The following is a 25,294-nucleotide window of genomic DNA, read 5'->3' on the forward strand; positions in this document are numbered from 1 at the left end:
CCGATGACAGGGCTGTGACGGCTTCATGCGAAAAGAAAACACCCGGCGTTTGCGGCGCCGGGTGTCGAATTGGGCGAAGTCGCTTACTTCGTGGCTGCTTCGTAGCGCTCCAGGACGTAGTCCCAGTTGATCAGGCTATCGATGAAGGCTTCGAGATATTTTGGACGCGCGTTGCGGTAGTCGATGTAATAGGAGTGTTCCCAGACGTCGACGCCGAGGATCGGGGTGGCGCCGTGAACGAGCGGGTTTTCGCCGTTCGGGGTCTTGGAGATTTCGAGCTTGCCGTTCTTGACGGAAACCCAGGCCCAGCCGGATCCGAACTGGGTGGCGCCGGCATTGGCGAAATCGGCCTTGAACTTGTCATAGCCGCCGAGATCGGAGGCGAAGGCCGCTTCGAGCTTGCCCGGCAGCTTGTTGCCGCCGCCGCCCTTCTTCATCCACTTCCAGAAATGGATGTGGTTGTAGTGCTGGGCAGCGTTGTTGAAGAGCCCGGCATTCGTGCCGAAAGACTTCTTCACGACCTCTTCGAGCGAGAGATCCGAAAGGCCGGCTTCGGCGGCGAGCTTGTTGCCGTTGTCGACATAGGCCTTGTGGTGCTTGTCGTGGTGAAACTCCAGCGTTTCTTTCGACATGAAGGGGGCAAGCGCTTCGTAATCATAGGGAAGTTCAGGCAATTCGAAAGCCATGTCAGATCTCCTCTTGGCAATAGATTGCGTCATCGGCAGGTGAGGCGGAACATAGGAGGGGAAAGGGGGAGAGGCAACCGGCGAAATATCAAAAAACGACTGGACGGAGGAAAATTTGCCTCAGCTTCAGGGCGGGATTCGGGCGTGCAAATCGCCCGGCATGCCGCCCCGAAAACGGCTTTCACCGGTGACCGACATCCACGGAGATCCCGATATGAACAGGAATATAATCCCGCATCTCGCCATTGCCGCGCTTCCGTTTCTTGTCACTGCGGCGCATGCCTCTTCGGACGAGGCCTGGAAACAGCTGGCCGCCGACGTGGAAGACAAGTGCAGGAAGGCGGCGGTCGCAATCGAGAAGCCCGATGCCGTCGTCGATCCCTTCGGCACCTTGCATTACGGGCTGGCCTTGGTGAAGGGAAAACCTAAAGGGGCCAAGGGGCTCATCGTCCAGATCTGCGTCTATGACAAGCAGGAGAAATCGGTCGAGATCGGCAGCGAGATGGATGTCGAGAAGCTCGGGTTCACGCCGGCGAGATAGCCGGCCACCGTGGCGGTTTGTGACTTCAGTCACATTCCGATCGGAAACACGAACCCACCCTCAGGAGTTGAAGTTCTCAGTTTTTAGAGCGCGGCGCCTCTGTGAGAGGCGTCAGGGCGCTCTATGTTTGCGATAAACGCATGATCTTTTCCGAGAATCGATTCCAATTCTCAGGTTCATGCGCAGGGAGGTTCAGGCATGTCGGCGCTTCGCAACAGGGCGGAAGATCAGCAGAAAATCTATCAGCGCTGGGCACCGGTCTATGACCGCGTCTATCGCGGCATCCTGCGGGACGGCCACCGCAAGTTGGCCGCGCTTGCCGCCGCAGCCGGCACTGATATTCTTGAAGTTGGTGTCGGCACCGGTCTTACGCTCACCCACTATCCCAGCCGCTGCCGGGTGACCGGCATCGACATTTCCGAACATATGATCGCACGGGCGCGAGAAAAGGTACGTCGCGAAAACCTGCAGCATGTGCAGGCGCTCGAGGTGATGGACGCCCATGCGCTGCGCCTTGCCGACAAATCCTTCGACGTGGTCTGCCTGCCCTTCGTCATCACGCTCATTCCCGAGCCTGAGCGGGCGCTGGACGAATGCGCACGGGTGCTGCGGCCGGGCGGCGAGATCATCCTGGCAAGCAAGCTCGGCGACGGCGCCGGTCTGCAAGGCGTGATCGAGGCGGCGGTGGCGCCGCTGGTGCGTCACATCGGTTGGTCGTCCGCCTTCCGCATTCACCGCATCGTCGCCTGGGCCGAGCGCCGCGGCGATTTTTCAACGACCGATATTCTGCCGGTTTTTCCGAACGGCTTTTTCAAGATCGTCCGCCTGAAGCAGCGCGGCTTTTCCTCCTGAGACCAAAAGTTTTTTCCGCATCGCCGATTCTGATGCTACCGTTCGCCTGAGGGGACTGCATGACATCGGATATCTTCTTCTTCATCGTTGTCGGCTTCTGCGCGCAGATCGTCGACGGCGCGCTCGGCATGGCCTTCGGCGTGCTGTCGACGACGAGCCTCTTGGCCTTCGGGGTGTCGGCGGCCAATGCCAGCGCTATGACGCATGTGACGGAAATGTTCACGACAGCGGCGTCAGGCCTGTCGCATGCCTATCATCGCAATGTCGACTGGCGTCTGGTGGCGCGGCTCGCCCCGGCCGGCATGATTGGCGGCGCGATCGGCGCCACTCTGCTTGCCAATATCGACGGCAAGGTGATCGAGCCCTTCGTATCGGCCTATCTGATCGCGATTGGCCTCCTGATCCTCTACAAGGCCTTCCGACCGCAGAACAGGCGCGAGGTGCGGGACTGGGCGGTGCCGCCCGTCGGCTTTTGCGGCGGCGTGCTCGATGCGATCGGCGGCGGCGGGTGGGGCCCCGTTGTCACCAGTACGCTGGTCGGGCGCGGCCATGATCTGAAACGGGTGATCGGCTCGACGAATTTCACCGAATTCGCAGTGACGCTGACGATTTCGATCACCTTCGTCGTGACGCTCGGCTGGTCTGAGCTCAATTCGGCGATCGGCCTGATCATCGGCGGCGTCATCGCCGCCCCTTTCGGCGCCATCCTCGTCAAGCGGCTGCCGGTGCGGGCGCTGATGGTGGCGGTCTCGATGGTCATCATCACGACGTCGGCGATGCGGATCTTCTAAAGCCGTTTCGGCGGGTCAGAGATTGCGGCCGAAATAGACCTCCACGGCGGCGATCCTGTCGCCGCGGAAACGAAGGCTTTCCATATTGGCGAAGCTCGTGCCGTCCAGTTTTTCGGCGCGATAGCGAACGACAGCCTCGTCGCCGTTTACCGCCAGGAATTCGATATAGATCGCGCGGAAGAGCGGATCCTTCGGCCAGCAGCGCTCGAAATAGGCGGCCCTATCGATATGATCGTCGCGCGGACTGGAAAAGGTGAAATCCTCCGTCAGCATGGCACCGGCAATATCCTTGCGGTCGGCGAGATAGGCGGCGTAGAGATCGCGGACGGCCTGTTCCCTCGGGATCACTGCGTTCATGGCATGTCCTCCATAACCGATTGCATCGCGCAATCGGTTATGTCCTAGCACTTTTCCCTGAGATGATCCAGATTGCGGCGCGATTGCGCTACAGGATCGATGCAAGGAATGACAGACACACAATGGGACGCCGGGGTTAAGCTTGGCTCGATCTACTGGAAGCGCAACCTTGCCGTCTCGCTGATCGGTTCCTTCACCACGATCGTGGCGATGACGCTGCTGCTTCCCTTCCTGCCGCTCTATGTCGAGGAACTCGGCGTGACGGAGCACGCGGCGATCGTGCAATGGTCGGGCATCGCCTATGGCGCCACCTTCCTTGCCGCCGCCCTGGTCGCGCCGCTCTGGGGGCGGCTCGGTGACATCTACGGCCGCAAGCTGATGCTGGTACGCGCCAGCCTCGGCATGACGCTGGCGATCTCGCTGATGGGCATGGCCGGCAATGTCTGGCAGCTGGTGGCGCTGCGCCTATTCGTCGGGCTTGCCGGCGGCTACTCCTCCGGCTCGATGGTGCTGGTGGCGACGCAGACGCCGAAGGACCGCTCCGCCTGGGCGCTCGGCGTCCTCTCCTCCGGCATCATGGCCGGCAATCTCGTCGGGCCGTTGATCGGTGGAGCGCTGCCGCCGCTCATCGGCATCCGCGGAACGTTTCTCGCCGCCGGCGGCATGATCTTTTTCGCCTTTCTCGCCACCACCCTGCTGATCAAGGAGGAGAAGTCGCCGGACCGCCGCCAGGCGGCCAAGGCGAGCGGCGGCTGGAAATCCATAGCCGACAAACGGCCCGTCATTGCCATGCTTGCGACCGGCATGCTGCTGATGCTCGCCAATATGTCGATCGAACCGATCATCACCGTCTATGTCGCCGAGATCATGCCCGTCGAGGCGCAAGTGACGGTGATCTCCGGTCTCGTCATGTCGGCTGCCGCCCTCGGCAGCATTCTTTCGGCCTCATGGCTCGGCAGGCTCGCCGACAGGATCGGCCACTGGCCGGTGATCTCGGGCGCGCTCGTAGTCGCCGGGCTGCTGCTGATACCGCAGGCTTTCGTCACCAGTTCCTGGCAGCTGATCATACTGCGTTTCCTGATGGGTGCAGCCCTCGGCGGACTTCTGCCCTGCATCGCCGCCGTCATCCGTCACAGCGTGCCGGACAGTGCGGCCGGAAGCATTCTCGGGCTTTCCGTCTCCTCGCAATATGTCGGCCAGGTGGCCGGCCCTGTCCTCGGCGGCTTCGTCGGCGGGCATATCGGCATGCGGGCAGTTTTCCTCGGCACCGCGCTGCTGCTTGTGGCGGGTGGGGCCTATGCCTGGGCGGTGCGGCCGAGGGAGGCTGAGACATCAAACATGCGTGCTTCCGCAGATCAGCTCGACGCCTGAGCGGGCGATCGCTTCCAGCGTTTCGCGGCTGTCGCCGGCACGGGCGCGCACGGCAAGCGAATGCATGACGGCGGAAGCGAGCCTTGCCAGCGTCAGCGGGTCGGCGCTCTCGGCAAGCTCGCCGCTTTCCGCGGCAATGCGCATGCGCTTTTCGATCTCACCGTCGAAATCGTTGAGGCTGCGGCCGAGCACCTCCCGCACCCGCTCATGTTCGACCGCCTCGACCGAAGCGGTGCTGATCAGCAGACAGCCGCGGGCGGCGATTTCGCCATGCAGATAGATTGCCAAAGCACCGGCATAGACACGAGCGAGGTTGTCGCGCAGCGGTAGCGAGGGGTCGAGCGCTTGCTTCAGAACCTCCATGCCATCCTGGCGATACGCCTCCAGCGCCTCGAGATAGAGGGCTTCCTTGTCGCCGAAGGCGCCATAGAGGCTCGGGCGGTTGAGGTTGGTCGCGGCACTCAGGTTGTCGAGCGAGGCGGCACTAAAGCCCCTATCCCAGAAGACATCCCGCGCCTTATCAAGCGCTGCCCGGGCGTCAAAGCCCCTCGGTCGGCCGCGCTTCTTCTCGTCCTTCATATTGTGTACCGCTTCGCATTAAATTCTTGACGAAGGTCATTTTATGCGAAACAGTACAAATGTCCAAACATTATCGCCTAACGCATCTTGCCGCCTCCGCAGAAAGGGAACCGACGATGAAACTCTATATGCACGCCGCCGCCTGCTCGCTTTCGCCGCACATCATCTGCCGCGAGCTTGGGCTCGATATCGAGCTCGTCCAGGTCGACCGAAAAACGCACAGAACAAGCGACGGCGAAGATTATCTCGCCATCAACGGCAACGGCTATGTCCCGGCGCTAATGCTCGACGACGGCAAGGTGCTGACCGAGGGACCGGCGATCGTGCAGTTCCTCGCCGAAGGTTCGGCGCTGCAGCCCGAAATCGGCGACATCAAGCGCAACGAGGTTCAATCCTATCTCAATTTCATCACCGCCGAGCTGCACAAGCCGATGGTGCTGCTGTTCAATCCGACTTATGCCAGCGTGCACGGCGAGATCCGCGCGCTGATCTCGAAGCGGCTTGCCTGGCTGAACGACCGGCTTGCCGGATCCTATCTCACCGGCGAGGCCTTCACGGTAGCGGACGCCTATCTCTTCGTCTGCCTGAACTGGTCGCCGTGGACAGACATCGATCTGAAACAATGGCCTGATCTGCACGGCTTCATGGCTCGTGTGGCGGCGCGTCCCAAGGTGCGCGAGGCGCTGCAGGCGGAAGACCTCCAGGCCTTCGATGCCGACGGCGTCTATTTCGCCCCGCAGGCCTATCTTGCCTCGGCCGGACGCGTGGGCGAGCCGGTGCGGCCATAGCACCGGCCACGCTCAGAGAGTGTTGACCGCCACCGGCAGGGCGCGCTTATGCGCGGTCGCCCGATAGGCGGCAAGGATCCGGCGGCGAGCGATCTCGCCGACCGGCTTGCCTTCAAGAAAATCGTCGATCTCATCATAGGTGACGCCATAGGCCTCCTCGTCGGGACGCAGCGGCCGCTGATCCTCGAGATCGGCGGTGGGCACCTTGAAGACCAGATCGTCCGGAGCGCCGAGCCGCTTTGCCAGCAGGCGGACGCGGCGTTTGTTGAGCCCGGCAAGCGGCAGGATATCGGCGGCGCCGTCGCCGAACTTGGTGAAGAAGCCCATGACGGCCTCGGCGGCATGATCGGTGCCGATCACCAGGGCGCCGAGCGCGCCGGCAAGCGCGAACTGGGCGATCATCCGCTGGCGGGCCTTGATATTGCCGAGGATGAAATCCTGCCGGCCGGCATCGGCAAAGGCGAGGCCGCCGTTCTGCGCGGCCGCCAGCATCGCATCCGCCGGCTCCTTGATGTTGACCACCATCGAGCGGTCGGCACCGATCGTTTCCAGCGCCCGGTTCGCATCGGCCTCGTCCGCTTGGATCCCATAGGGGAGACGCACGGCGATGAACTCCGCCGCGTGGCCGCCATCACGCAGCTCACGCACCGCCTTCTGGGCGATCAGCGCCGCCGTCAGCGAATCGACGCCGCCGCTAATGCCGAGCACGTAGCCGCGCATGCCCGACGCCACGAGATAATCCTTGAGGAAGGCGGTCCGCCGCTCGATCTCATGCTCGGGATCGATCTCGGCGGCGACGCCGAGTTCCCTGATGATCTCACCTTGTTCGTCGGACAGCACTGTCATGGGATTCTCCTTTATGGGGTTCGCGGGCACTATGGCGGAAAGGTGCGGGAAGGTTAAGGTGGTGACTGTGTTGTACGTGTTCCGAGCGTAAGAGGCTCCCTCACAGCAAGAAAATGCCCCTCACCCTAACCCTCTCCCCGTTCTGACGGGGAGAGGGGACGTGCCCTGCGAGAGCTGAGCGAGGAACGGAGACGTTGCGGCATATCCCCTTCGCCCCGCAAGCGGGGAGAAGGTGCCGGCAGGCGGATGAGGGGCGGACGCGAGCGCCTAGCGCTCGATCGCAAACAGCTCCACCGGCTCCGCAAAGCCCTTCAGCCGATGCGCGCCGACGGAGGCGGCGTCCCCTGCCCCGGCCTCATCGCGGAACGGCGCCGACATCAGCAGAGCCTCGCCCAACTCGCTGCAGGCGGTCTGGATGCGGCTAAGCAGATTGACGTCGCGGCCGATCAGGGTGAAGTCGAGACGGTTGCCGGAGCCGATATTGCCGTAGCTGACCTCGCCGTAATGCAAGGCGATGCCGGCCTTCACGCCGATGCCTTGATACTGGAAATGGTCGATCTCATCGAGGATGGCGCGGGCCGAGGCGAGAGCGGCGCCGCAGGACTGGGCGGCATCGTAGCCCGGGAAGAAGGCGAGCACGGCATCACCCATGAATTTCAAGAGTTCGCCGCCCTCACGCGTGATGGCCGGCACGATCCTGTCGAAATAGGCGTTCAGCAGGCCGAGCACGGTGCTGCCGGGCAGCCGGTTCGACAGTTCGGTGAAGCCTCTGAGATCGCAGAGCAGCAGGGCCGCCTGCATCGATTCGATCTCGCCGCGGCGGATACGGCCGGCGAGGATCCTGCTTGCCGTCAGCGGGCCGATATAGGTATCGAGCAGACTGAGCTCGACCTGGCGCAGAATGCGCAACTCGCTGGTGTTGCGCAGCGCCGGCAGGATGCGCTCGATCAGTTGCTGCTCGGAGGCGGAGAAGCCGCCTGGCCGTCGAGTGGCGAAGACGGCGGCGCTGACCGGGCCGTCGACATTGCAGAGCGGCGCGATGACGAGCTGCATCAGGCCGCGGTCGGCAAAGACATCGATATGCTGCCAGCGGCCGTGCACGCTGTCGCCGGCCCCGACGACCAGCAATTCCCGCGTGTCCATGACCTTGCGCAGCGGTGTGTTCGATATCGCAACGCGCGCGCCGTGTTCACGGTCGTGGATCTCGACCGGTTCGCCCGGAGCCCAGGCGACGGTGCGCCCGATGAACTCGGGATGCAGCGTCATCAGATGCAGGGTCAGCCGGTCGACCGGCAAGCCAAGCGCCTGAAGCCTGCGGCCGAGGCCGGAGACGAGGCCGGCTTCGTCGAGCGCATGGCATTCGTCGCCGGAGAGCCATTCGATGATCGAGAGCAGCGCGCCGGTGCTGACGGCATTGCCGGCGGCCTGTGGCCGAAACCGGTCGGCTACGGGGGCATGGATCGCTGACGTCATGGTCTTCTCCTCCTTCATGCTTAATGGGCGCCGCCGCCGGAGAGTTGACCGGGTTTGCGAAGCAACAGGCTTGCCAGCAGGGCGACGACGAGGGCGACGCCGAGCAGGAAAAACGTGTCGCTGAAGGCCATGATATTGGCCTGCTTGCGGATTTTAAGTGCGATGGCGACGACAGCCTTATGGCTGGCGACCGCCTGATCGCTGACGCCGTGGTTCATGAAATAGGCCGTCAGCCTGGCGATGCGATCGCGGGTCGCTTCCTCGAAGACGGAGACCGAGTTGGTCAGGATGTTCGAGTGGAACTGATCGCGCTTCGACAGGAAGGTCTGCAGCGAGGCAATGCCGACCGCGCCGCCGAGGTTGCGCATCATGTTGAAGAGGGACGACGCCGAACCGGCATTCTCCTGCTCGATGCCTGACGTGGCGATCGCCGAAAGCGGTGTGAAGACGAGTGCCTGGCCGATGGCGCGGACGATGTTCGGCCAGAACAGCTGGTCGCTCGCGTAATCGCCGGTCATATGCACATTCATGAAATTCGAGGCGGCAAAGAGGGCGAAGCCAATGACGATCAGCAGGCGGACGTCGAACCGTTTCATCAGGCGCGGCACCAGCGGGATCAGCAGCAGCTGCGGGATGCCGGTCCATGCCAGCACCATGCCGATCTGCTCGGAATTATAGCCCTGGATGCGGGTGAGATAGATCGGCAGCACGAAGACCGAACCATAAAGCGCAATGCCGAGCAGGAAATTGGCGACGATACCGAAGCCGAAGTTGCGGCGCAGCAGCAGGCGCAGGTTCAAGAGCGGATGGGCAGTCCTCAGCTCGATGACGATGAACAGCGTCAGCGAGACGGCCGCAACAACCGCCAGGCGGAGGATGAAATCGGAGCCGAACCAGTCCTCCTTGTTGCCCTCTTCCAGCACGGTCTGCAGGGCTGCCAGACCGATCGCCATGGTGACGATGCCCGGCCAGTCTCCTTTGGCGAGCAGCTTCAGGTTCATCGGCGCCCGGTCGAGCGAAGCAAAGAGCATGCCGACCATCAGCGCGCCCGGCACCAGGTTGACGTAGAAGATATATTCCCAGCCCCAGTTCTCGGTGAGGTAACCGCCGATGGTCGGGCCGATCGCCGGCGCGAAAGTGGCCGACAGGGCAAAGAGCGCCAGGCCGATCGGCTGCTTGGCCTTGGGCAGCAAGGTGATGATGATGGTGAAGGCCATCGGGATCAGCACGCCGCCGGAGAAGCCTTGGATGGCACGCAGGATGATCATCTGCTGCAGATTGGCCGCGAAGGCGCAGGCGACCGAGAAGACCAGGAAAAGGATGGCATTGACCAGCAGATAGTTTCGTAGCGAGAAGACCCGCGTCAGCCAGCCGCTCAAGGGGATGACGACGATCTCGGCGATCAGATAAGAGGTCGAGATCCAGCCGCCGTCATCCGTGCCGGCGCCGATGGCGCCCTGAATATCGGCGAGCGAGGCGTTGACGATCTGGATGTTGAGCACCGCCATGAAGGCGCCGAGCGTGGAGCCGACAACCGCCATCCACATGCGCAGCGGGCTCATGGCAGTGGCTTGGGCCGGCGTTGCGGCGGCCGGACGCGCAAGCGAATTGCTGTTTGCGGCGATCTCAAGCGTGGCCATGACATATCTCCTTCCAGCTCTCGCGGGAACTTTCTCATGATGGGTCCAGGTGATCGTTAAGAGAACGATCGGGGATCATCCGGGGAATGATCGGGGTCATTCGCGGAAGAAGAGAAGAATCATCCAGCGGGGCTGGATAATCCCTGCTCGGAAGCAGTCTTGCGCTCGGCCGCTTCCGTCTGAGCGGCCTTGGTGTCGATCTCGGGCTCGACCGACATGCCGGAGCGCAAGAGGCCACTCAGCGCTTCATCGTCGATGACGATCTTGACCGGGATGCGTTGGACGATCTTGGTGAAATTGCCGGTGGCATTGTCAGGCGGCAACAGCGAGAATTCGAGGCCGCTTGCCGGCGAAAGACTGTCGACGTGGCCTCTGATCGCCGTGTCGGGAAAGCTGTCGACCTTGATCTCGACCGGCTGACCGGGGCGGACATGGGTGAGCTGCGTTTCCTTGAAATTGGCGACGACGTAAACGGCATGCAGCGGCACGACTGCCATCAACTGCGTCCCCGAGGTGACATACTGGCCGACGCGTATCGAACGGGCGCCGACCGTGCCGTCGACGGCGGCGACGATGTCAGTGTAGGAAAGGTTGATCTCGGCCTGGTGAACGGCCGCTGCCGCCCGGTCGCGCTGGGCAATCGTCTGTTCGCGCTGGCTTTGGAGAACCGGTACCTTGTTCTCAGCCGCCACAAGTGCGGCCCGGTCGCGCTCGACAGCGGCGGCGGCCTGATCGCGGGCCGACTGGGTCTGTTCGGCGCGGGACTGCGTGCCGGCGCCGCTGGTGATGAGGCGGGCCGAGCGGGCGGCATCGGAAACGGCAAAATCCAGCGAGGCCTGAGAGGCATCGATCGTTGCCCTGGCCTGGCCGATGACCGACTGCTGCAGGGCGATCTGTGCATCGATACTGGCAATGGCGGCTTCGGCCGCCTTGAGATCGGCCCTCGCCTGCGACAGCGCGGCCTGGAAGTCGCGATCGTCGATGCGGGCAAGAACCTGACCTGATTTGACCGCGTCATTGTCGTTGACCAGCACCTGCCTGATATAGCCGGCGACCTTCGGGGCGACCGTGGTGTAATCGGCCTTCACATAGGCATCGTCCGTGGATTCGATGAAGCGGCCGACTGTCCAATAGCGATAGCCGAAATCGCCCGACAGGGCGACACCGGTAAGCAGTGCTGCGGCAATGACGGCACGCTTGACGGTCCTGCGGCCGGTCCTCGCCGGAATTTCCGCAGCCGGAGCCTCGACGACAGGCGCTTCTGCCACCGGGGCGCTCGGCGCTTCGGCCGCAGGTGCGGCATCGGCCTGCGGGGCAGTGTCGAAAACGTCCTTGCGGGGCAACTCAACCATCGTGCTTCTCCTTCAATCCGGCCCCGTTTCAGAGGCGCTGTTCGATTGAAGGGAAAATGCACCCTGCCGTTCATTCTGATAATCTGCTTATATCGGGAAGGATCATCAACTCTCAGCGGATAATCCGAGGGCAATATGGATCGACTGACAAGCCTTGCCGTCTTCGGCCGGGTGGTGGAATGCGGCGGTTTTTCCGCCGCCGCGCGACGGCTCAACATGTCGGTCACCATGGTCGGCAATCACGTGCAATCGCTGGAGGAACGGCTCGGCGTGCGCCTGCTCAACCGCACGACTCGCAAAGTGAGCCTGACGGAAACCGGCAAATATTACTATGAACGCTCGTCGCAGATTCTCGCCGAACTGGAGGAGGCAGACAGGACGGCGGGTGCGCTGAGCACCACGCCGCGCGGTACGCTGAAGCTTTATACCAGCGGCGCGATCGTGCGCTTCCTGCTGCCGGTCGTCAGCGAATATATGGAACTCTATCCGTCGATCTCGCTCGATTTCAGCACCGGCGAGCGGATGGTCGACATGATCGAGGATGGCTACGATCTGGTGATCCGCACCGTGCCGCCGCCGGATTCGTCGCTCATCGCCCGCAAGCTGACGCCTTGGCGCCATGTGCTCGTCTGCTCGCCGGCCTACCGGGAAAGCCATCTGATGCCGCAACGGCCGGCCGAGGTCGCCGACCACAATTGCCTGCAATATGCCTATTACCCCTATGGCGAGGAATGGCGTTTCGAGGATGGCGAAGGCCGACAGGAAAGCGTTAAGATCGGCGGCAACGTCGTCTCAAACAGCGCCGAAATGCTGCGTTTCCTGACACTGAATGGGCAAGGCATTTTCCTGGCGCCGAGTTTCGTGGTGTTCGACGATATCGCCGAAGGGCGGCTGGTGAAGATCATGCCGGACTACCGGCCGGTCGAATTCAACATCAACGCCGTCTATCCCAACCGCAGCCATCTGGCGACGAAGGTGCGGCTGTTTATCGATTTGCTGGCCGAGAAATTTGCGGAGCATCGGAAGTGGATGACGTGAGGCGCGCGCGTCGGTCGCGCCCTGGCGAGCTGCATTAGCCACCGCTCCTCAATTCTTCAGCAAGCCGGAAATGGCGATTGGCCATTTCTGCGTCGCCCTTTGCCTGAGCGAGCAGAGCCAAATTGTAGTTCGCACCCGGGTCGTCCGGTTTCAACTGGAGAGCGGCGAGGTAATGGTGCTCTGCCGCGGGCAAGTCCCCGTTCTCGTGAAGCAGGACGGCGAGATTGTTATGGGCCTCCGCATAGTCCGGCCTCGCACGAATAGCGGCTCGGTACTCTTCCTCTGCCCTATGCTGGTCGCCCGGTTCGAGCAGCATCGCATAGTTGTAATGCGCCTCTGCATAATCGGGCTGATGCTCCAGCGCTCTTGCATAATGGGCTTCTGCGCTTGCTATATCTCCCATCCGCTCCAAGAAGACGCCGTAGTTGTTATTGGCCTCGGCGAAGGCGGGTCGGAGACGAAGGACTTCCCGGTACTGGCAGTCGGTCTGAACCGGATCGTCATTCGCCTCGAGAAGGCCCGCATATCGCAGCCGAGCATCCACAAAGTCGGGACGAAGGCGAATGGCGTTACGATAATGCGTTTCCGCGCCGCCGATATCGCCCATTTCCTCCAGAAGGATCGCATAATTATAGTGGCCTTCGGGATAATTCGGCCAAAGGCGGAGCGCCTCCTGGTAATGCTCAGCGGCTTCGACGGCGTCACCTAGCCTTTTCAGAAGAATTCCGAGATTGTTGTGAGCCTCCGGATATGTGGCACGGAGTTCCAGTGCCTTGCGATAGCAAAGCAGTTCGTCTTCCACCGCACCAGTACTTCGCGATCCCAACCCGACCCCTCTCAGGAACCAGTCCTCCGCGGTCATTTTGTCCTCGGGCCTTGCGGCAAGTGCGGCCTGGTCGACGGACACCATCCTGTAGAGCTGGCGACAGGCCAGAAAGTCGCCTTTGAGCTCGAAACTTCCAGCATCCTCGAAATTATAAACGGGAAGGTCGATAAGCTCGAGAATAGTCTGTGAGATAAACAACGAGTCCGGGTCGGCGCTCGCTTCCACGCGCTTCGCGATATTGATAGCCCGACCGATCCACGCGTCGTCGTCTGCAATCCGGTAGCATTCGCCGAAGTGGCAGCCCACCCGGATCGGAAGATCATGCCCGTACTGAGATGCGGCCAGAGAACGGCGGCGTTGTTTCCAATACGCGATGAGCTTCAGCGAGAAGTGAACCGCGACGTCCGCGGATTCGAAAAGAAAAAGGTGACCATCCCCGGTGAAGTTTTCATGCCGCCTGCCGTATTGGCTCGCAAGTGACTGCGACAGGTAGCGGTATTCCGTGACGATTTCCGCTGCCGCATCCCGTGAGACATTGTTCCAGACCGCCGAGTGGCGGACGAGATCGGTGAAGATAACGGCGAAGTAGATACCCATTTCGTTTACCGCCGATCGGCGCTATCATCTTACAAAGTGAGCGCATCGAGGTTGAACTTCATCCAGTACACAGAAGGAAACCCATCATGCCACAGTATATGGTCGAAAGACACTTGCCCGGCATCACTCCGCAGCAGCTTTCAGCCGCCGCGGCACGCGCAAAGGCCGTCACTGCTGAAATGACGTCACAAGGCAAGCCGGTCCGGTATCTGCGCTCGACCTTCGTGCCATCGGAAGAGAAATCCTTCTGCCTCTTCGATGCGCCTTCTGCCGAGCGTGTCGAGGAAGCAAACCAGATCGCGCAAATTCCTTTGCAGCGTATTATCGAAGTCCAGCACATTGCTGCCGACGATCTGGCCTGAGGTGTTATTTTTCAAAGGATCAACAGGCGCGACCCGCGAAGCTCGGACCGCAGGACGAGTCGAGGCCGGTGGCTCGACGCACGCCAAGGTAATTGGCGGCGGATGAGGCGCAGATTTGAACCTTGCTAGCTCGGAACGCCCTGCCCTGCGCTTGCGCTCCGGGCGTTCGTCGTTGCAATCGATTCACAGGATCGATTGCTCCCGCTCCGCGGGACCACTCCTCACCCTCACTCCTCGCTCTCACTCCTGCCGTGGGCCCAGTCCATATAGAGCTCCAGCGCCTTGCGGGTGACCGGGCCTTCCTGGAAATCGCGGCCGTCGAGGCGAGTGACGCCGACGACCTTGGAGTAGTTGCCTGTCGTGAAGACCTCGTCGGCCTGCATGAAATCCTCCACCGAGAGCGTGGCTTCGACGACATCGAAGCCGGCCTTGCGCAGCAAGCCGATGACACGGGCGCGGGTGATGCCGGCGAGGAAGGTGCGGTTGGCGGCCGGCGTCATCACCACGCCGTCGCGCACCAGGAAGACGTTCGACGAGGCGGTCTCGACGACGTTGCCGTTGAGATCGCGGACCAGCGCATTGTCAAAGCCGCGGCTGCGCGCCTCGGCGATCATGCGGCCGCTGTTCGGATAGAGCGAACCGGTCTTGGCCTCGGTCATCGCTGTTTCCGGCGACGGACGACGATAGGGCGAAACGGTGAGGCTGGTGCCGCCATGGCCGCCCATCGGCGCCTCGAACAGGCAGAGGGCGAAGCGGGTCGATTCGGCATCGACCGAGACGACGCTGCCGGGCGAACCGTGTTCGCCCCAGTACATCGGCTTGATGTAGATTGCCGTGGCACCATCGAATTTGGCGACACCCTCCCAGGCAAGGGCGGCGATCTCCTCGGCCGACGTCACAGGCTTCAAGCCCATGGCGAGTGCTGAGCGGTTGACGCGTTGGCAGTGGAGGTCGAGATCCGGAGCGATGCCGTCGAACCAGCGGGCGCCGTCGAAAACCGAGGAGCCGAGCCACATGGCGTGCGAGGTCGGCCCGATCAGCGGCGGATTGCCAGAGAGCCACTCCCCGTCGACATGAGTCCAGGTGGTGGAACGCGGTGATGTATCGACGGCCATGCTGCCCTCCCTATCCAGTCGGAAAAGCAAAAGCCGCCGCGGCTGGCCGGGTCAAGGAGAAATCCGGGCGGGAAAGGCGGAAGCAAGAAAATGCCGGAGGACGGCGCAGGGCCGCAATATTCGTGCGCGATACCGGCGACGCCAACGATGGGTGCATCAGCAAAAATGATGGAATGACAGTTGGATCGCCGGGCCGCCGCATGCGATCATGGACGCAAGCGCGAATAAGGGAGAACGCCGATGAAAGCCATGTTCTACGAAGCCTTCGAGCAGGCCCCGGAGATCCGCACCCTGCCCGATCCCACACCTGCCGAGGACGGCGTCGTCATCGCAGTCGGCGCAAGCGGGCTCTGCCGCAGCGACTGGCACGGCTGGATGGGCCATGACCGAGATATCCGACTGCCGCATGTGCCGGGTCACGAGCTTGCCGGGCGGATCGTCGCCACCGGCCGTGGCGTGATGCGCTTCAAGATCGGCGACCGGGTGACCGTGCCGTTCGTTTCCGGCTGCGGCCATTGCGCGGTGTGCCATTCCGGCAACCAGCAGGTCTGCCCGAACCAGTTTCAGCCCGGCTTCACCCATTGGGGTTCCTTCGCTGAATATGTAGCGATCGATTATGCCGACACCAATCTGGTGCACCTGCCCGATTCGATCGAGGACGCGACGGCGGCAAGCCTCGGCTGCCGCTTCGCCACCTCGTTCCGCGCCGTTGCCGACCGGGCGCGCACAGGGCCCGGCGAATGGATCGCCGTGCATGGCTGCGGCGGCGTCGGCCTGTCGGCGATCATGATCGCCACCGCACTCGGCGCCAATGCGATCGGCGTCGACATATCGGAGGAGAAACTCGCCTTCGCGCGCGAATGCGGGGCGGTGGCGACGGTCAATGCATCTGATGTCGCCGACGTGGCCGAAGCGGTGCGCGAGATCACCAAGGGCGGCGCCCATGTCTCGATCGACGCGCTCGGCCATCCCGCCACCTGCTTCAACTCGATCAAGAACCTTCGCCGGCGCGGCCGGCATGTGCAGGTGGGGCTGATGCTCGGTGAATACGCCACGCCCGAGATTCCGATGGCTGAGGTGATCAGCCACGAACTTGAGATCTACGGCAGCCACGGCATGCAGGCCTGGCGCTACGACGCCATGCTGTCGATGCTGGCGGCCGGCAAGATCGCCCCGCAGAAACTGATCGGACGCCGCGTCAGTCTCGAGGAGGCCGTGCCGGCGCTGATGGGGCTCGATAAGGCGGAGGCGACAGGGATCAGCGTGATTACGCGGTTTTCATAGGGATCGTTTTTCCCTCCCTGGTGGGACGAAAACGAGAGGAAGCAATAACTTTCCGAGTCTGGGCACAATGAAGTCGCAAGGAGAGAATACATCTTCCCTCCTCTTTAAGTATCATCGACTAATCGCTAGGTTCACTGCACAGGCATATGATCTGTCACTGCCTGAGGTAACGGAACGGTTCTGCGGTTGGTGGACAGTTTCCGGTATTTTGACGGTGTTAAGTTGTGGTGACGCAGAAACACCCGGTTGAAATTTGACAGATTGCGATAGCCCACCTCGAAGCAGATGTCCGTTATCGGCATAGAGGTATCGGTCAATAGCTGGCCCGCCTTCCAGATACGAAGCTTGTTGACGTGGTCGGTGAAGCTGTGTCCGCTGTTTTTCTTGAAGAATCGCGAGAAGGCGCTGTCGCTCATGCCGACCATGCGAGCCATATCAGGCAACCGGATGTCCTCCGACAGGTTGGCAAAGAGATATGCGAAGACCTGTTGCAGGGCTTCCAGCGAACCATAGCTCAGGTCCGGCACATAAGCCTCTGAAGACAGTGTATCGAACTCGTCGCTGTCCCGCAGCAGCGAGAGCAATGACAGGAAGGTCGAAAGCCGCACCGAGCCGGACTGGAACTCCATGTCGAGTATCAGCGCCTCCGCCTGTTCCCGCGCTCGGCCCTTGAAGGAGAGCCCCCGCTGTGCGCGCGCGAAAAAGTCACGCAGCCCCGCCAGTTCCGGCAGGAAGGCCGAAGCCTGCTCCAGCTTGGCCGGCAGAAACTGAATGACGATGTCACGTCCTGGAATGCGCTCATCCGGTCCGAGCGGCGTCACCCAGTCGTGCGGCAGGTTGCTGCCGATGACGGAAATATGGCCCGGCGTGAACGCGCCGACATGATCGCCTGCAAGCAGGACGCCGCTGGCGTTGGGAATGTAGTGGATCTCCACCTCCGGGTGGAAATTCCAGACGTTGCGTTCCCACGGATAGTCGTCGCGGCGCCAGAGGAACGACTCGTCCGCGCCAGTCAAGACATATTCAAATCTCGCGACCGTCGGCGAAATAACTGACATTGCGGACATCCTCCCGTGCCTCCTAGCATGCTCGTTGCGCTGACAATCAATATTTGATTGTGCAACGCACACAAGATTTCATGAATAAATTCGGTATTTCGCGCATGAGAGTATCAGTATCGCGCAACGGCCGCGCTTGTGTCCACCAGTTCTTTCTACAACTATTGAGGTCCGTTGAGCGTCTTGGAGGAGAGTTTAGACGCACAACCGGACCGATTTTGCGATCCAAATGGAGGAGAACAATGAACAGTTTCGTCAAAGCCGTGGGCGTCGGCTTCATTTCGCTTGGCCTTTGGAGCTCGACAGCTCTTGCTCAAGATTCCTGGTGGAAGACTGCCGCCCAGCCCTATCAGGGCGCGACCATCCGGGGCATCTCGGAATCGACCCCAGCGTCGAAATATGTCGAGCAGGTGCTCGGTCCCAAGTTCACAGAAGAGACCGGCATCAAGGTCGAATTCGAAGCGACATCCTGGGACCAGATGTACGACAAGGCGATCAAGGACATGGAGGCCAATACCGGCATCTATGACTTCGTCTATATCGAGCAGGACATCGTATATACATATCTGGCCCGAAACTTCCTGGTCGATATCACCAAGTCGCTCGCCGATAATGCGAAGATCGCTTCGCCGGACTTCAAGCCGGAGAATTTCACCACTTTCCTGAACTATTTCAAGGATCCGAAGTCGGGCAATGTCATGGGCGTCCCCATGGAAGCATTCATCAAGCCTTACCTCTACCGCAAGGATCTTTTCGATGATCCGGCGATCCAGAAAGCCTACAAGGATTCCACCGGTGCGGATCTGAAGCCCGCGACGACGCATGAAGAGTATACCCAGATTGCCAAGTTCTTCACCGAATACGGCGCAGACAAGGAGCTCTGGGGAACCACCGTACAGGCCTCGTCGAGCCACCCCGCCGCCTTCTACGAATTCTTCGAGTCGGTCGCGCCGACCTTTGGCGTGTACAACTGGGGCATCGATGGCACGACCTTCGCGGCCACCGAAGCGAACGGCGGCCAGATGAACTCAGCCGCCGCGAAGAAGGCGCTCAACTACTGGATCGACCTGCTGAAATACGCGCCGCCGGAATCGACGTCGTCCACTTGGGACGAGGTTGCCGGGACATTTGCCGCCGGCCGCGCGGCCCAAGGCCTCGTCTACGGTGAAAACGCTGCCTGGATCGCTACCGACGAAAGCAAATCGACGGTCGTCGGCAAGGTGGGAGTGTCATTGCCTCCGGTCGAGGCAGGTGTCATGGAAGCAGCCGAATCCGGCAAGGGATATATCGGCTATTACGATGGTGGCGCGTTCGGCATCCCGCATTCGTCCAAGAACAAGGACGCGTCGCTGCTATTCCTGCAGTATATCGGTCAGGCTTCAGTGCAGACCGACTGGGCGCTGGCCGGCTCCCGCATCGTCATGAACTCGACCTACGACGATCCCAAAATCGTCGACCAGGACAAGAAGATGAACGGCTACTACACGCTGATGCGTGAGGACGGAAAGCTGTTCGCCGGAGCTCCGCCGTTCCCGTTCCACGCGCAAGTTCTGCAGGTAGTCGCGCCGTTCATCTACAAAGCGATCGTCGGTGAGATCAAGCCGGACGATGCGCTGGACCAGGCCGCCACCGCAGCAGAAGCTGAACTCGTGAAGCTCGGCTACCGCAAGTAAAAGACCGCACCTCCCAAGCGGTTGGCGGCCGCCTCTAGCAAGGTGGCCGCCCCCTTTCCTGACTGCGGTTTGCGGGCCTGCCCGCGACGCTGGTAGTCAGGCGAAAATTGTCAAGGACGATCTGACGGAGCGCAGGATGAGACAATCCAACATCGGATGGCTGTTTCTAACACCAGCCACGCTAATCCTGTTCGTTGTCGGGTTCGTTCCCTTCATCTACATTCTCTATGTCGGCTTCTTCGACTGGAACACCAACGCAGTCGACCCCACGCTGCGCTGGGCAGGCCTCCAGAATTATCGCAGCCTCGTTTTTGACACGACATTCCTGAACTCGCTTGCGCGCACGCTGGTCTTCGCATTCTTCGTCGTTGTGAGCGAACTGTTGCTAGGCTACGTCCTGGCCCGCGCGCTGATGGCGGACCGCCTGTGGGGCCGGCAGTTCTTTCGCACGATCCACACACTGCCGATCGTTGTCGCGCCCATTGCAGTCGGCGCTACCTGGCGGCTGCTTTGCGTTCCCGGGTTCGGCATCGTGCCCTATTACCTGAAACTGTGGTTCGGCATCGACTACAACATCTCGACCAATGCCTATCACGCCTTCGTCACGGCCATGATCATGGACCTGTGGCATTGGACGCCGTTCGTGACGCTGTCGCTGATGGCGGGACTGACCGCCTTGCCGAAAGAACCGCTCGAACAGGCGCAGATCGACGGCGGCAACAAGCTGCAGATTTTCTGGTACGTGATCGTTCCGATGTTGAAGCCGGTGCTGCTGACTACCGTCTTCATCCGGCTGATGGACGCATTGCGCTCGGTCGACGAAATCTGGATGCTGACCAAGGGTGGTCCGGCTGAGGCGACCCGGTTCATCGGCCTTCATATCTGGATCAACGTCTTTCCGAAGACCGATTACGGCTACGGTGCGGCCATGTCGCTGCTGACGCTATACGTCACGATCGTTCTGAGCTGGCTGCTGTTCGTCGCCATGACCGGCCGCAAGGGAGGCGCACAATGAGACGCTCCGGTATAGCCTCCTTCGTCCTTTGGATATGCCTGACCATTCTGACACTGCTTCCGGTCTGGTGGATGCTGGTGGTTTCGATGCGCCCCCGCGTGAAGCTTTATTCGAAGTCGTTCCTGATCGACGATCTTTACTGGAACAATTTCCTGGCGGTGCTGAACAGCTCGACATTCCTGCCGTATCTCTGGAATTCGCTGATCGTGGCGACATCGAACGCTGCGCTGGTGTGCGCGCTCGGCCTGCTCGCGGCGTTCGGGCTGTCGCGTTACAAAATCGGCGGCGGTGACAATGTGTTTTTCTGGCTGATCACCAACCGCATGGCGCCGCCAGCCGTGTTTCTGCTGCCGCTCTTCCTGCTGTTCACCAAGTGGTTCGTATTCGGCGATTTCATGCTGTTCGACACGAAGATTGGCCTGATCCTGCTCTATTGCGTCTTCAACCTGCCCTTCGCCGTCTGGCTCTTGAAGGGCATGCTCGACGGGATTCCGCTGGAGCTTGACGAAGCGGCGCGGGTCGATGGTGCGACAACCGGCCAGGTGCTGTCCAACGTCATCCTGCCGCTGGCGCGGCCGGGGTTGGCCGTCACCTTCATCCTGACCTGGATTTTCGCCTGGAACGAGTACCTATTCGCAGCGACCCTAACGTCGTCGGCTAACGCCAGGACCGTGACGACAGCGCTCGCTGAATATGTCTCGGTCACCGGAACGAACTGGGGCGAGATGGCGGCGATGGCGTTCCTGACGACGCTTCCGGCCCTCATCGTGCTCGGCTTCGTCCAGAAACACATCGTGACCGGCCTCACGTTCGGCGCATTGAAAGGGTAAGATGATGGCTGGCGTTCAACCCCAGAAAACCCAACGCGACGGATTCCTGCCTATCCGAACCAACGGCTTCGACAGGGGCTTCATCTCGGTCGTTATCCTGATCCTTGTGCATCTTCTATGGATGCGCTTCCTGGAGGGCGTGTTGCCCCTATGGGTGGCGACGGTGCTCTGCCTGGCGCTGGCCGTGTTCATTATCCGAAAGGGCTGAAGACATGAGATCACTCGTCCTCGAACGCAAAGACGAACTGCGCATTCGCGACCTGGACCCGAAGGAGGTGCTCGGTCCCACCGACGTGCGCATCGCCATCAAGACCGTTGGCGTCTGCGGATCGGACGTTCACTATTACACTCACGGCGCGATCGGCCCTTTCGTTGTGCGCGAGCCGATGATCCTCGGCCACGAAGCCGCCGGCATCATCGAAGAGGTCGGCAGCGCCGTCCAGAACCTGAAAGTGGGCGACCGCGTTTGCATGGAGCCCGGCATTCCCGACCCTCAAAGTCGCGCGTCGCGACTGGGTCTCTACAATCTCGATCCCGCGGTGCGCTTCTGGGCGACGCCGCCGGTGCATGGCGTATTGAGACCGAGCGTGGTCCACCCGGCGGCCTTCACCTTTAAGCTTCCGGACAATGTTTCGTATGCCGCTGGCGCCATGGTCGAGCCGCTGGCTGTGGGCTTCCAAGCAGTGTCCAAGGCGAGGCTGACGCCCGGTGCGATCGCGCTGGTCACGGGCGCCGGGCCGATCGGCATGGTGACAGCGATCGCCGCGCTGTCGGCTGGCTGTGCCAGAGTTATCGTTACCGACGTTGTCGACGAAAAGCTTGCCGTGGCGCGCAAGCTCGGCCCTGCCGTCATGACTGTCAACGTACGCTCGCAGGACCTGAAGAGTGTCATAGCCCGCGAAACCGACGGATGGGGCGTCGATGTCGTCTTCGAATGTTCCGGCGCGGCCGAAGTGATCGCAGACACGGCGCAGCATGCTTGCCCCGGCGGCGCCATCGTCCTTGTCGGCATGCCCCTGAAGCCGGTCCCGCTCGATGTCGTCATCGCCCAGACCAAGGAGCTGCGCATCGAACACGTGTTCCGCTACGCCCATGTCTACCCGCGCATTGTCGCGCTATTGGGATCGAACCAGATCAATGTCGACGCGCTGATCACCGATACCTACGCTTTCGAGGATTCTGTCGAAGCGTTCGATTACGCCGTGCGACCGAAGCCGTCCTCCGTGAAGATCCAGATCGAGCTTGGGAGGTAGCATGTACCTGCGGAAGCTGGATCTCAGTGGGAGAGTGGCAGTCGTCACCGGCGCGGGGCGCAACATCGGCTATGCCTGCGCTGATGCCTTATCGGAAGCGGGCGCGCATGTGGTGCGATGCCGCCAGCCTGATGACCGGCAGCATCGTCGTTGCCGATGCAGGATACACCTCATGGTGAAGCTGCCCGTGGACCCGTCCCGAATGATCGGCGGCCATGCCGCCACAACTGAGTGAGGATTGGCACATGGCGACGATCGAGCTCGACCAGGTCGACAAGCATTACGGCTCCTATCACGCACTGCGCAACATCTCGTTCGACATAGCCGACGGTGAGTTCGTCGTGCTGGTCGGTCCTTCCGGTTGCGGCAAATCCACGCTGCTGCGGTCGCTTGCCGGCCTTGAGGAGATCACCGGCGGCACGATCAAGCTTGGTGGACATCGCGTCGACAACATCGCCGCCAAGGACCGTGACGTGGCAATGGTTTTCCAGAACTACGCGCTCTATCCGCACATGACCGTTCGGGAGAACATGGCCTTCGCACTGAAATTGCGCGGCGAGAATCTTGCGGATCGCAACGTCAAGGTCGACAAGGCTGCCGAGATGTTGCGGCTTACGCCCTATCTCGACCGATATCCGAAGGCGCTCTCCGGAGGCCAGCGGCAGCGTGTTGCCATGGGGCGCGCGATGGTTCGCCGCCCAAAGGCGTTCTTCTTTGACGAGCCGCTGTCAAACCTGGACGCCGCGTTGCGCGTAGATATGCGTTCGGAGATCAAAACTCTTCACCAGCGCCTCGGCGCGACTTCCGTGTATGTCACGCATGACCAGATTGAAGCCATGACAATGGCGGACCGCATTGTCGTGCTTCGCGACGGCAAGGTGGAGCAGATCGGCGCGCCACTGGAGCTTTACGACAGGCCGGCAAATATCTTCGTCGCCGGCTTCATCGGATCGCCGGCGATGAACATGCTACCGGCCACAATCGATCTCTCTTCGAACTCAGCGCGGCTCGCTGACGGGTCGGCCCTTCCCCTTCCACAAGGCACGCGGGCGAGTAACGGCCAGGAGGTGATATACGGGGTACGTCCAGACCAGTGGATACTGTCGAACGGCAATGCCGGCGTAGCGGCAACTGTCGAGTTGATCGAGCCGACGGGGGCCGAAATTCTCCTGGCAGTCCAATTGGCGGGCAAGCGGGTCTTGTGCGCCTTTCGCGAGCGCCACGCGCTGAAGCCGGGCGACCGGATACGGCTCGACGTCGATCCTGCCGCGGCTCATGTGTTCGACAAGCAAACCGAGCAAAGACTCCCGTTCTGAGCAACGGGCATCGGAAGGATCAACCATGTCGGACTTTACAGGAAAAACCGTCATCATCACCGGTGCTGGCAAGGGTATCGGTCGCGCCTGCGTTGAACTGCTCGCCCACCGTGGAGCTCGAATCGTAGCCTTGTCGCGTACGCAGGCCGATCTGGATGATCTTGCGGCGAAGTTCGGCGCGGCGGTAATATCAGTCAATCTCGCCGATAACGCAGCAGCACGCGCCGCCATGAAGAAGGCGGGACTGGCAGACGCGCTGATCAATTGCGCGGGAACCAACGTGCTTGAAAGCGTCATCGATATGACCGAGGAGGGCTATGAGCAGGTCCTCGGCATCAACCTGCGGGCCGCGCTGATTTGTGCGCAGGAGTTCGCGCGGGCTCGCATTTCAAACGGCGGCGGCGGTACGATCGTGAATGTGACCTCGATCGCCGGACATCGTGGTTTCGTGGATCACGTGGCTTACGCCGCTTCGAAGGCGGGACTGGAAGGCGCGACACGTGTGATGGCCAAGGAGCTCGGCGGCTATGGAATCCGGGTCAATGCAGTGGCGCCTACGGTTACCATGACTGAGCTTGCCGCGAAGGCGTGGTCCGAGCCCTCCAAACGTAACCCGATGATTGTTCGCCACCCGATGGCGCGCTTTGCAGAGGTCGACGACGTCGCACGATCGATCGCACTGCTTATTTCAGAGGACGCAGCCATGATCAGTGGCGCAGTCCTGCCAGTCGATGGCGGCTTCCTTGCTGTCTGAAAATCAAAAAAGGTGAGACAAGACGATGACTAAATCACTCGAAGGAAAGATCGCTGCGGTAACCGGCGCAGCTTCCGGTATCGGGCTGGCGACGACCCGTGCCCTGGTCGATGCCGGCGCCAAGGTCGTGATGGTCGACTACAACAGACAGGCGCTGGAAACCTACGCTGCCGAGTTCGGCGACGCCGTAGTCATGCAGGTCACCGATCTTCTGGACGCCGCAAGTTGTGCGGCCATGGTGCCGGAAATCCTGGCAAAGGTCGATCACCTCGACATCCTGCACTGCAATGCAGGGTCCTACATTGGCGGGGATCTTATCGATACCGACACCGCGATAATCGATCGGATGCTGAATCTCAACGTGAACGCCGTCATGAAGAACGTCCACGACATCGCTCCGCATATGATCGAGCGCGGGACCGGGGACATTTTGGTCACTTGCTCCGTAGCCGGCCATGCGCCGATCCAGTGGGAGCCGGTCTATTCCAGCTCCAAATGGGCGATTACCAGTTTCGTCCAGATCATGCGCCGGCAGTTGAAAAACCACGGCATCAGGGTCGGCCAGGTCTCGCCCGGCCCGGTCGTTTCCGCTCTGCTTGCCGATTGGCCCGCGGAAAACCTTGAAAAGGCAAAAGCCAATGGAAGTCTGATCGAGCCCTCAGAGGTCTCCGATGCCATCATCTTCATGCTGACCCGCCCGCGAAACGTCACGATCCGGGACATGATTGTCTTGCCGACAAATTTCGACGTGTAGGTATAGCCGCAGTGTTTTCCTCCGCTGGCGTCGTCTTGCTCTCGACTACCTCAGTGATCTCCACCCGGCTCTTCAGGGCGTGTCTCGTCAACGGCGTGAACAATCCAGCGAAAAGGATTCTTGTGACCCTAATCAGAACGTCG

At 61.3% G+C, this 25,294-nt stretch carries 26 protein-coding genes and 1 pseudogene; 17 read left to right on the plus strand and 10 right to left on the minus strand.

Features of this window, described 5'->3' with window-relative positions:
• Nucleotides 1–83: 83 nt before the first annotated feature.
• Nucleotides 84–686, minus strand: a complete 603-nt coding sequence (locus GGD53_RS21270; protein WP_085777444.1) for a superoxide dismutase — start codon at nt 684–686, stop codon at nt 84–86.
• Nucleotides 687–900: 214 nt separating this feature from the next.
• Here GGD53_RS21270 and GGD53_RS21275 point away from each other — a divergent pair, with 214 nt between their 5' ends.
• The 3 genes from GGD53_RS21275 to GGD53_RS21285 all read left to right on the plus strand — a co-directional run bounded on the left by GGD53_RS21275 (nt 901) and on the right by GGD53_RS21285 (nt 2,870).
• Nucleotides 901–1,227, plus strand: coding sequence for a hypothetical protein (locus GGD53_RS21275; protein ID WP_184458843.1), 327 nt, complete (start codon nt 901–903; stop codon nt 1,225–1,227).
• A 198-nt stretch (nt 1,228–1,425) separates the two neighbouring features.
• Nucleotides 1,426–2,079, plus strand: coding sequence for a class I SAM-dependent methyltransferase (locus GGD53_RS21280; RefSeq protein ID WP_184458844.1), 654 nt, complete (start codon nt 1,426–1,428; stop codon nt 2,077–2,079).
• A gap of 59 nt (nt 2,080–2,138) precedes the next feature.
• Nucleotides 2,139–2,870 (plus strand): sulfite exporter TauE/SafE family protein, encoded by a 732-nt coding sequence (locus tag GGD53_RS21285; RefSeq protein WP_184458845.1) that lies wholly within the window; start codon nt 2,139–2,141, stop codon nt 2,868–2,870.
• Between the two features lie 15 nt (nt 2,871–2,885).
• Here the strand turns inward: GGD53_RS21285 and GGD53_RS21290 are convergent, their stop codons facing one another.
• Nucleotides 2,886–3,227 (minus strand): nuclear transport factor 2 family protein, encoded by a 342-nt coding sequence (locus GGD53_RS21290; protein ID WP_184458846.1) that lies wholly within the window; start codon nt 3,225–3,227, stop codon nt 2,886–2,888.
• A gap of 108 nt (nt 3,228–3,335) precedes the next feature.
• Here GGD53_RS21290 and GGD53_RS21295 point away from each other — a divergent pair, with 108 nt between their 5' ends.
• Nucleotides 3,336–4,598, plus strand: coding sequence for a multidrug efflux MFS transporter (locus tag GGD53_RS21295; RefSeq protein ID WP_184458847.1), 1,263 nt, complete (start codon nt 3,336–3,338; stop codon nt 4,596–4,598).
• Here the strand turns inward: GGD53_RS21295 and GGD53_RS21300 are convergent.
• Entirely contained in the window at nt 4,560–5,177 is a 618-nt protein-coding gene (locus tag GGD53_RS21300; protein ID WP_184458848.1) for a TetR/AcrR family transcriptional regulator, read from the minus strand. The genes GGD53_RS21295 and GGD53_RS21300 overlap by 39 nt on opposite strands.
• Before the next feature lie 116 nt (nt 5,178–5,293).
• On the opposite strand from GGD53_RS21300, the gene GGD53_RS21305 reads away from it, so the two are divergent.
• Complete coding sequence (locus GGD53_RS21305; protein ID WP_184458849.1) at nt 5,294–5,965, plus strand: glutathione S-transferase N-terminal domain-containing protein; 672 nt, start codon at nt 5,294–5,296, stop codon at nt 5,963–5,965.
• Between the two features lie 12 nt (nt 5,966–5,977).
• Here the strand turns inward: GGD53_RS21305 and nadE are convergent, their stop codons facing one another.
• From nadE to GGD53_RS21325, 4 genes are all read right to left on the minus strand, one after another.
• A complete protein-coding gene (gene nadE / locus GGD53_RS21310; RefSeq protein WP_184458850.1) occupies nt 5,978–6,811 on the minus strand; it encodes an ammonia-dependent NAD(+) synthetase in 834 nt (277 codons plus the stop codon).
• 267 nt (nt 6,812–7,078) lie between these two features.
• Nucleotides 7,079–8,284: an adenylate/guanylate cyclase domain-containing protein gene (locus GGD53_RS21315; RefSeq protein WP_184458851.1), complete on the minus strand. Its 1,206-nt coding sequence runs from the start codon at nt 8,282–8,284 to the stop codon at nt 7,079–7,081.
• Between the two features lie 20 nt (nt 8,285–8,304).
• Nucleotides 8,305–9,924, minus strand: a complete 1,620-nt coding sequence (locus GGD53_RS21320; RefSeq protein WP_184458852.1) for a DHA2 family efflux MFS transporter permease subunit — start codon at nt 9,922–9,924, stop codon at nt 8,305–8,307.
• A 119-nt stretch (nt 9,925–10,043) separates the two neighbouring features.
• Nucleotides 10,044–11,276 (minus strand): HlyD family secretion protein, encoded by a 1,233-nt coding sequence (locus GGD53_RS21325; RefSeq protein WP_184458853.1) that lies wholly within the window; start codon nt 11,274–11,276, stop codon nt 10,044–10,046.
• Between the two features lie 135 nt (nt 11,277–11,411).
• On the opposite strand from GGD53_RS21325, the gene GGD53_RS21330 reads away from it, so the two are divergent.
• Nucleotides 11,412–12,314: a LysR family transcriptional regulator gene (locus GGD53_RS21330; protein WP_184458854.1), complete on the plus strand. Its 903-nt coding sequence runs from the start codon at nt 11,412–11,414 to the stop codon at nt 12,312–12,314.
• Nucleotides 12,315–12,348: 34 nt separating this feature from the next.
• On the opposite strand, the gene GGD53_RS21335 is transcribed toward GGD53_RS21330, so the two are convergent.
• On the minus strand, nt 12,349–13,737 hold the full coding sequence (locus tag GGD53_RS21335) for a tetratricopeptide repeat protein (protein ID WP_184458855.1): 1,389 nt from the start codon (nt 13,735–13,737) through the stop codon (nt 12,349–12,351).
• Nucleotides 13,738–13,823: 86 nt separating this feature from the next.
• On the opposite strand from GGD53_RS21335, the gene GGD53_RS21340 reads away from it, so the two are divergent.
• On the plus strand, nt 13,824–14,099 hold the full coding sequence (locus GGD53_RS21340; protein ID WP_184458856.1) for a nickel-binding protein: 276 nt from the start codon (nt 13,824–13,826) through the stop codon (nt 14,097–14,099).
• A gap of 227 nt (nt 14,100–14,326) precedes the next feature.
• Here GGD53_RS21340 and GGD53_RS21345 read toward each other — a convergent pair whose 3' ends face one another.
• Nucleotides 14,327–15,214 (minus strand): branched-chain amino acid aminotransferase, encoded by an 888-nt coding sequence (locus GGD53_RS21345; RefSeq protein ID WP_184458857.1) that lies wholly within the window; start codon nt 15,212–15,214, stop codon nt 14,327–14,329.
• Between the two features lie 240 nt (nt 15,215–15,454).
• On the opposite strand from GGD53_RS21345, the gene GGD53_RS21350 reads away from it, so the two are divergent.
• Complete coding sequence (locus GGD53_RS21350; protein WP_184458858.1) at nt 15,455–16,498, plus strand: zinc-dependent alcohol dehydrogenase family protein; 1,044 nt, start codon at nt 15,455–15,457, stop codon at nt 16,496–16,498.
• A 131-nt stretch (nt 16,499–16,629) separates the two neighbouring features.
• On the opposite strand, the gene GGD53_RS21355 is transcribed toward GGD53_RS21350, so the two are convergent.
• Nucleotides 16,630–17,556 (minus strand): AraC family transcriptional regulator, encoded by a 927-nt coding sequence (locus tag GGD53_RS21355; RefSeq protein WP_184458859.1) that lies wholly within the window; start codon nt 17,554–17,556, stop codon nt 16,630–16,632.
• A 242-nt stretch (nt 17,557–17,798) separates the two neighbouring features.
• Between GGD53_RS21355 and GGD53_RS21360 the strand changes: the two genes are divergently transcribed.
• The 9 genes and pseudogenes from GGD53_RS21360 (at nt 17,799) to GGD53_RS21395 (ending at nt 25,151) form a co-directional block, all read left to right on the plus strand.
• On the plus strand, nt 17,799–19,229 hold the full coding sequence (locus GGD53_RS21360) for an extracellular solute-binding protein (RefSeq protein WP_184458860.1): 1,431 nt from the start codon (nt 17,799–17,801) through the stop codon (nt 19,227–19,229).
• 136 nt (nt 19,230–19,365) lie between these two features.
• Complete coding sequence (locus GGD53_RS21365) at nt 19,366–20,244, plus strand: carbohydrate ABC transporter permease (RefSeq protein ID WP_184458861.1); 879 nt, start codon at nt 19,366–19,368, stop codon at nt 20,242–20,244.
• A complete protein-coding gene (locus tag GGD53_RS21370; RefSeq protein ID WP_184458862.1) occupies nt 20,241–21,074 on the plus strand; it encodes a carbohydrate ABC transporter permease in 834 nt (277 codons plus the stop codon). Before GGD53_RS21365 ends, GGD53_RS21370 begins: the two co-directional genes overlap by 4 nt.
• Before the next feature lies 1 nt (nt 21,075).
• Complete coding sequence (locus tag GGD53_RS21375; RefSeq protein ID WP_010052171.1) at nt 21,076–21,282, plus strand: DUF2160 family membrane protein; 207 nt, start codon at nt 21,076–21,078, stop codon at nt 21,280–21,282.
• A gap of 4 nt (nt 21,283–21,286) precedes the next feature.
• Nucleotides 21,287–22,327, plus strand: a complete 1,041-nt coding sequence (locus GGD53_RS21380; protein ID WP_184458863.1) for an NAD(P)-dependent alcohol dehydrogenase — start codon at nt 21,287–21,289, stop codon at nt 22,325–22,327.
• A 1-nt stretch (nt 22,328) separates the two neighbouring features.
• Nucleotides 22,329–22,442: pseudogene (locus GGD53_RS31910) on the plus strand (3-oxoacyl-ACP reductase); the annotation flags it as partial.
• A gap of 130 nt (nt 22,443–22,572) precedes the next feature.
• Nucleotides 22,573–23,643: an ABC transporter ATP-binding protein gene (locus GGD53_RS21385; RefSeq protein ID WP_184458864.1), complete on the plus strand. Its 1,071-nt coding sequence runs from the start codon at nt 22,573–22,575 to the stop codon at nt 23,641–23,643.
• Between the two features lie 25 nt (nt 23,644–23,668).
• Nucleotides 23,669–24,397, plus strand: a complete 729-nt coding sequence (locus tag GGD53_RS21390; protein WP_184458865.1) for an SDR family oxidoreductase — start codon at nt 23,669–23,671, stop codon at nt 24,395–24,397.
• A gap of 25 nt (nt 24,398–24,422) precedes the next feature.
• On the plus strand, nt 24,423–25,151 hold the full coding sequence (locus tag GGD53_RS21395) for an SDR family oxidoreductase (RefSeq protein WP_184458866.1): 729 nt from the start codon (nt 24,423–24,425) through the stop codon (nt 25,149–25,151).
• The last annotated feature ends 143 nt before the right edge of the window (nt 25,152–25,294 follow it).

Origin of the sequence: Rhizobium aethiopicum (assembly GCF_014197535.1) — a bacterium.
Taxonomy (GTDB): Bacteria; Pseudomonadota; Alphaproteobacteria; order Rhizobiales; family Rhizobiaceae; genus Rhizobium; species Rhizobium aethiopicum_A.

Bases quoted from the DNA above. Each gene is read 5' to 3' on its own strand.
- GGD53_RS21270 (WP_085777444.1), bottom strand. From the start codon at position 686: ATGGCTTTCGAATTGCCTGAACTTCCCTATGATTACGAAGCGCTTGCC.
- GGD53_RS21275 (WP_184458843.1), top strand. From the start codon at position 901: ATGAACAGGAATATAATCCCGCATCTCGCCATTGCCGCGCTTCCGTTT.
- GGD53_RS21280 (WP_184458844.1), top strand. From the start codon at position 1,426: ATGTCGGCGCTTCGCAACAGGGCGGAAGATCAGCAGAAAATCTATCAG.
- GGD53_RS21285 (WP_184458845.1), top strand. From the start codon at position 2,139: ATGACATCGGATATCTTCTTCTTCATCGTTGTCGGCTTCTGCGCGCAG.
- GGD53_RS21290 (WP_184458846.1), bottom strand. From the start codon at position 3,227: ATGAACGCAGTGATCCCGAGGGAACAGGCCGTCCGCGATCTCTACGCC.
- GGD53_RS21295 (WP_184458847.1), top strand. From the start codon at position 3,336: ATGACAGACACACAATGGGACGCCGGGGTTAAGCTTGGCTCGATCTAC.
- GGD53_RS21300 (WP_184458848.1), bottom strand. From the start codon at position 5,177: ATGAAGGACGAGAAGAAGCGCGGCCGACCGAGGGGCTTTGACGCCCGG.
- GGD53_RS21305 (WP_184458849.1), top strand. From the start codon at position 5,294: ATGAAACTCTATATGCACGCCGCCGCCTGCTCGCTTTCGCCGCACATC.
- nadE (WP_184458850.1), bottom strand. From the start codon at position 6,811: ATGACAGTGCTGTCCGACGAACAAGGTGAGATCATCAGGGAACTCGGC.
- GGD53_RS21315 (WP_184458851.1), bottom strand. From the start codon at position 8,284: ATGACGTCAGCGATCCATGCCCCCGTAGCCGACCGGTTTCGGCCACAG.
- GGD53_RS21320 (WP_184458852.1), bottom strand. From the start codon at position 9,924: ATGGCCACGCTTGAGATCGCCGCAAACAGCAATTCGCTTGCGCGTCCG.
- GGD53_RS21325 (WP_184458853.1), bottom strand. From the start codon at position 11,276: ATGGTTGAGTTGCCCCGCAAGGACGTTTTCGACACTGCCCCGCAGGCC.
- GGD53_RS21330 (WP_184458854.1), top strand. From the start codon at position 11,412: ATGGATCGACTGACAAGCCTTGCCGTCTTCGGCCGGGTGGTGGAATGC.
- GGD53_RS21335 (WP_184458855.1), bottom strand. From the start codon at position 13,737: ATGGGTATCTACTTCGCCGTTATCTTCACCGATCTCGTCCGCCACTCG.
- GGD53_RS21340 (WP_184458856.1), top strand. From the start codon at position 13,824: ATGCCACAGTATATGGTCGAAAGACACTTGCCCGGCATCACTCCGCAG.
- GGD53_RS21345 (WP_184458857.1), bottom strand. From the start codon at position 15,214: ATGGCCGTCGATACATCACCGCGTTCCACCACCTGGACTCATGTCGAC.
- GGD53_RS21350 (WP_184458858.1), top strand. From the start codon at position 15,455: ATGAAAGCCATGTTCTACGAAGCCTTCGAGCAGGCCCCGGAGATCCGC.
- GGD53_RS21355 (WP_184458859.1), bottom strand. From the start codon at position 17,556: ATGTCAGTTATTTCGCCGACGGTCGCGAGATTTGAATATGTCTTGACT.
- GGD53_RS21360 (WP_184458860.1), top strand. From the start codon at position 17,799: ATGAACAGTTTCGTCAAAGCCGTGGGCGTCGGCTTCATTTCGCTTGGC.
- GGD53_RS21365 (WP_184458861.1), top strand. From the start codon at position 19,366: ATGAGACAATCCAACATCGGATGGCTGTTTCTAACACCAGCCACGCTA.
- GGD53_RS21370 (WP_184458862.1), top strand. From the start codon at position 20,241: ATGAGACGCTCCGGTATAGCCTCCTTCGTCCTTTGGATATGCCTGACC.
- GGD53_RS21375 (WP_010052171.1), top strand. From the start codon at position 21,076: ATGATGGCTGGCGTTCAACCCCAGAAAACCCAACGCGACGGATTCCTG.
- GGD53_RS21380 (WP_184458863.1), top strand. From the start codon at position 21,287: ATGAGATCACTCGTCCTCGAACGCAAAGACGAACTGCGCATTCGCGAC.
- GGD53_RS21385 (WP_184458864.1), top strand. From the start codon at position 22,573: ATGGCGACGATCGAGCTCGACCAGGTCGACAAGCATTACGGCTCCTAT.
- GGD53_RS21390 (WP_184458865.1), top strand. From the start codon at position 23,669: ATGTCGGACTTTACAGGAAAAACCGTCATCATCACCGGTGCTGGCAAG.
- GGD53_RS21395 (WP_184458866.1), top strand. From the start codon at position 24,423: ATGACTAAATCACTCGAAGGAAAGATCGCTGCGGTAACCGGCGCAGCT.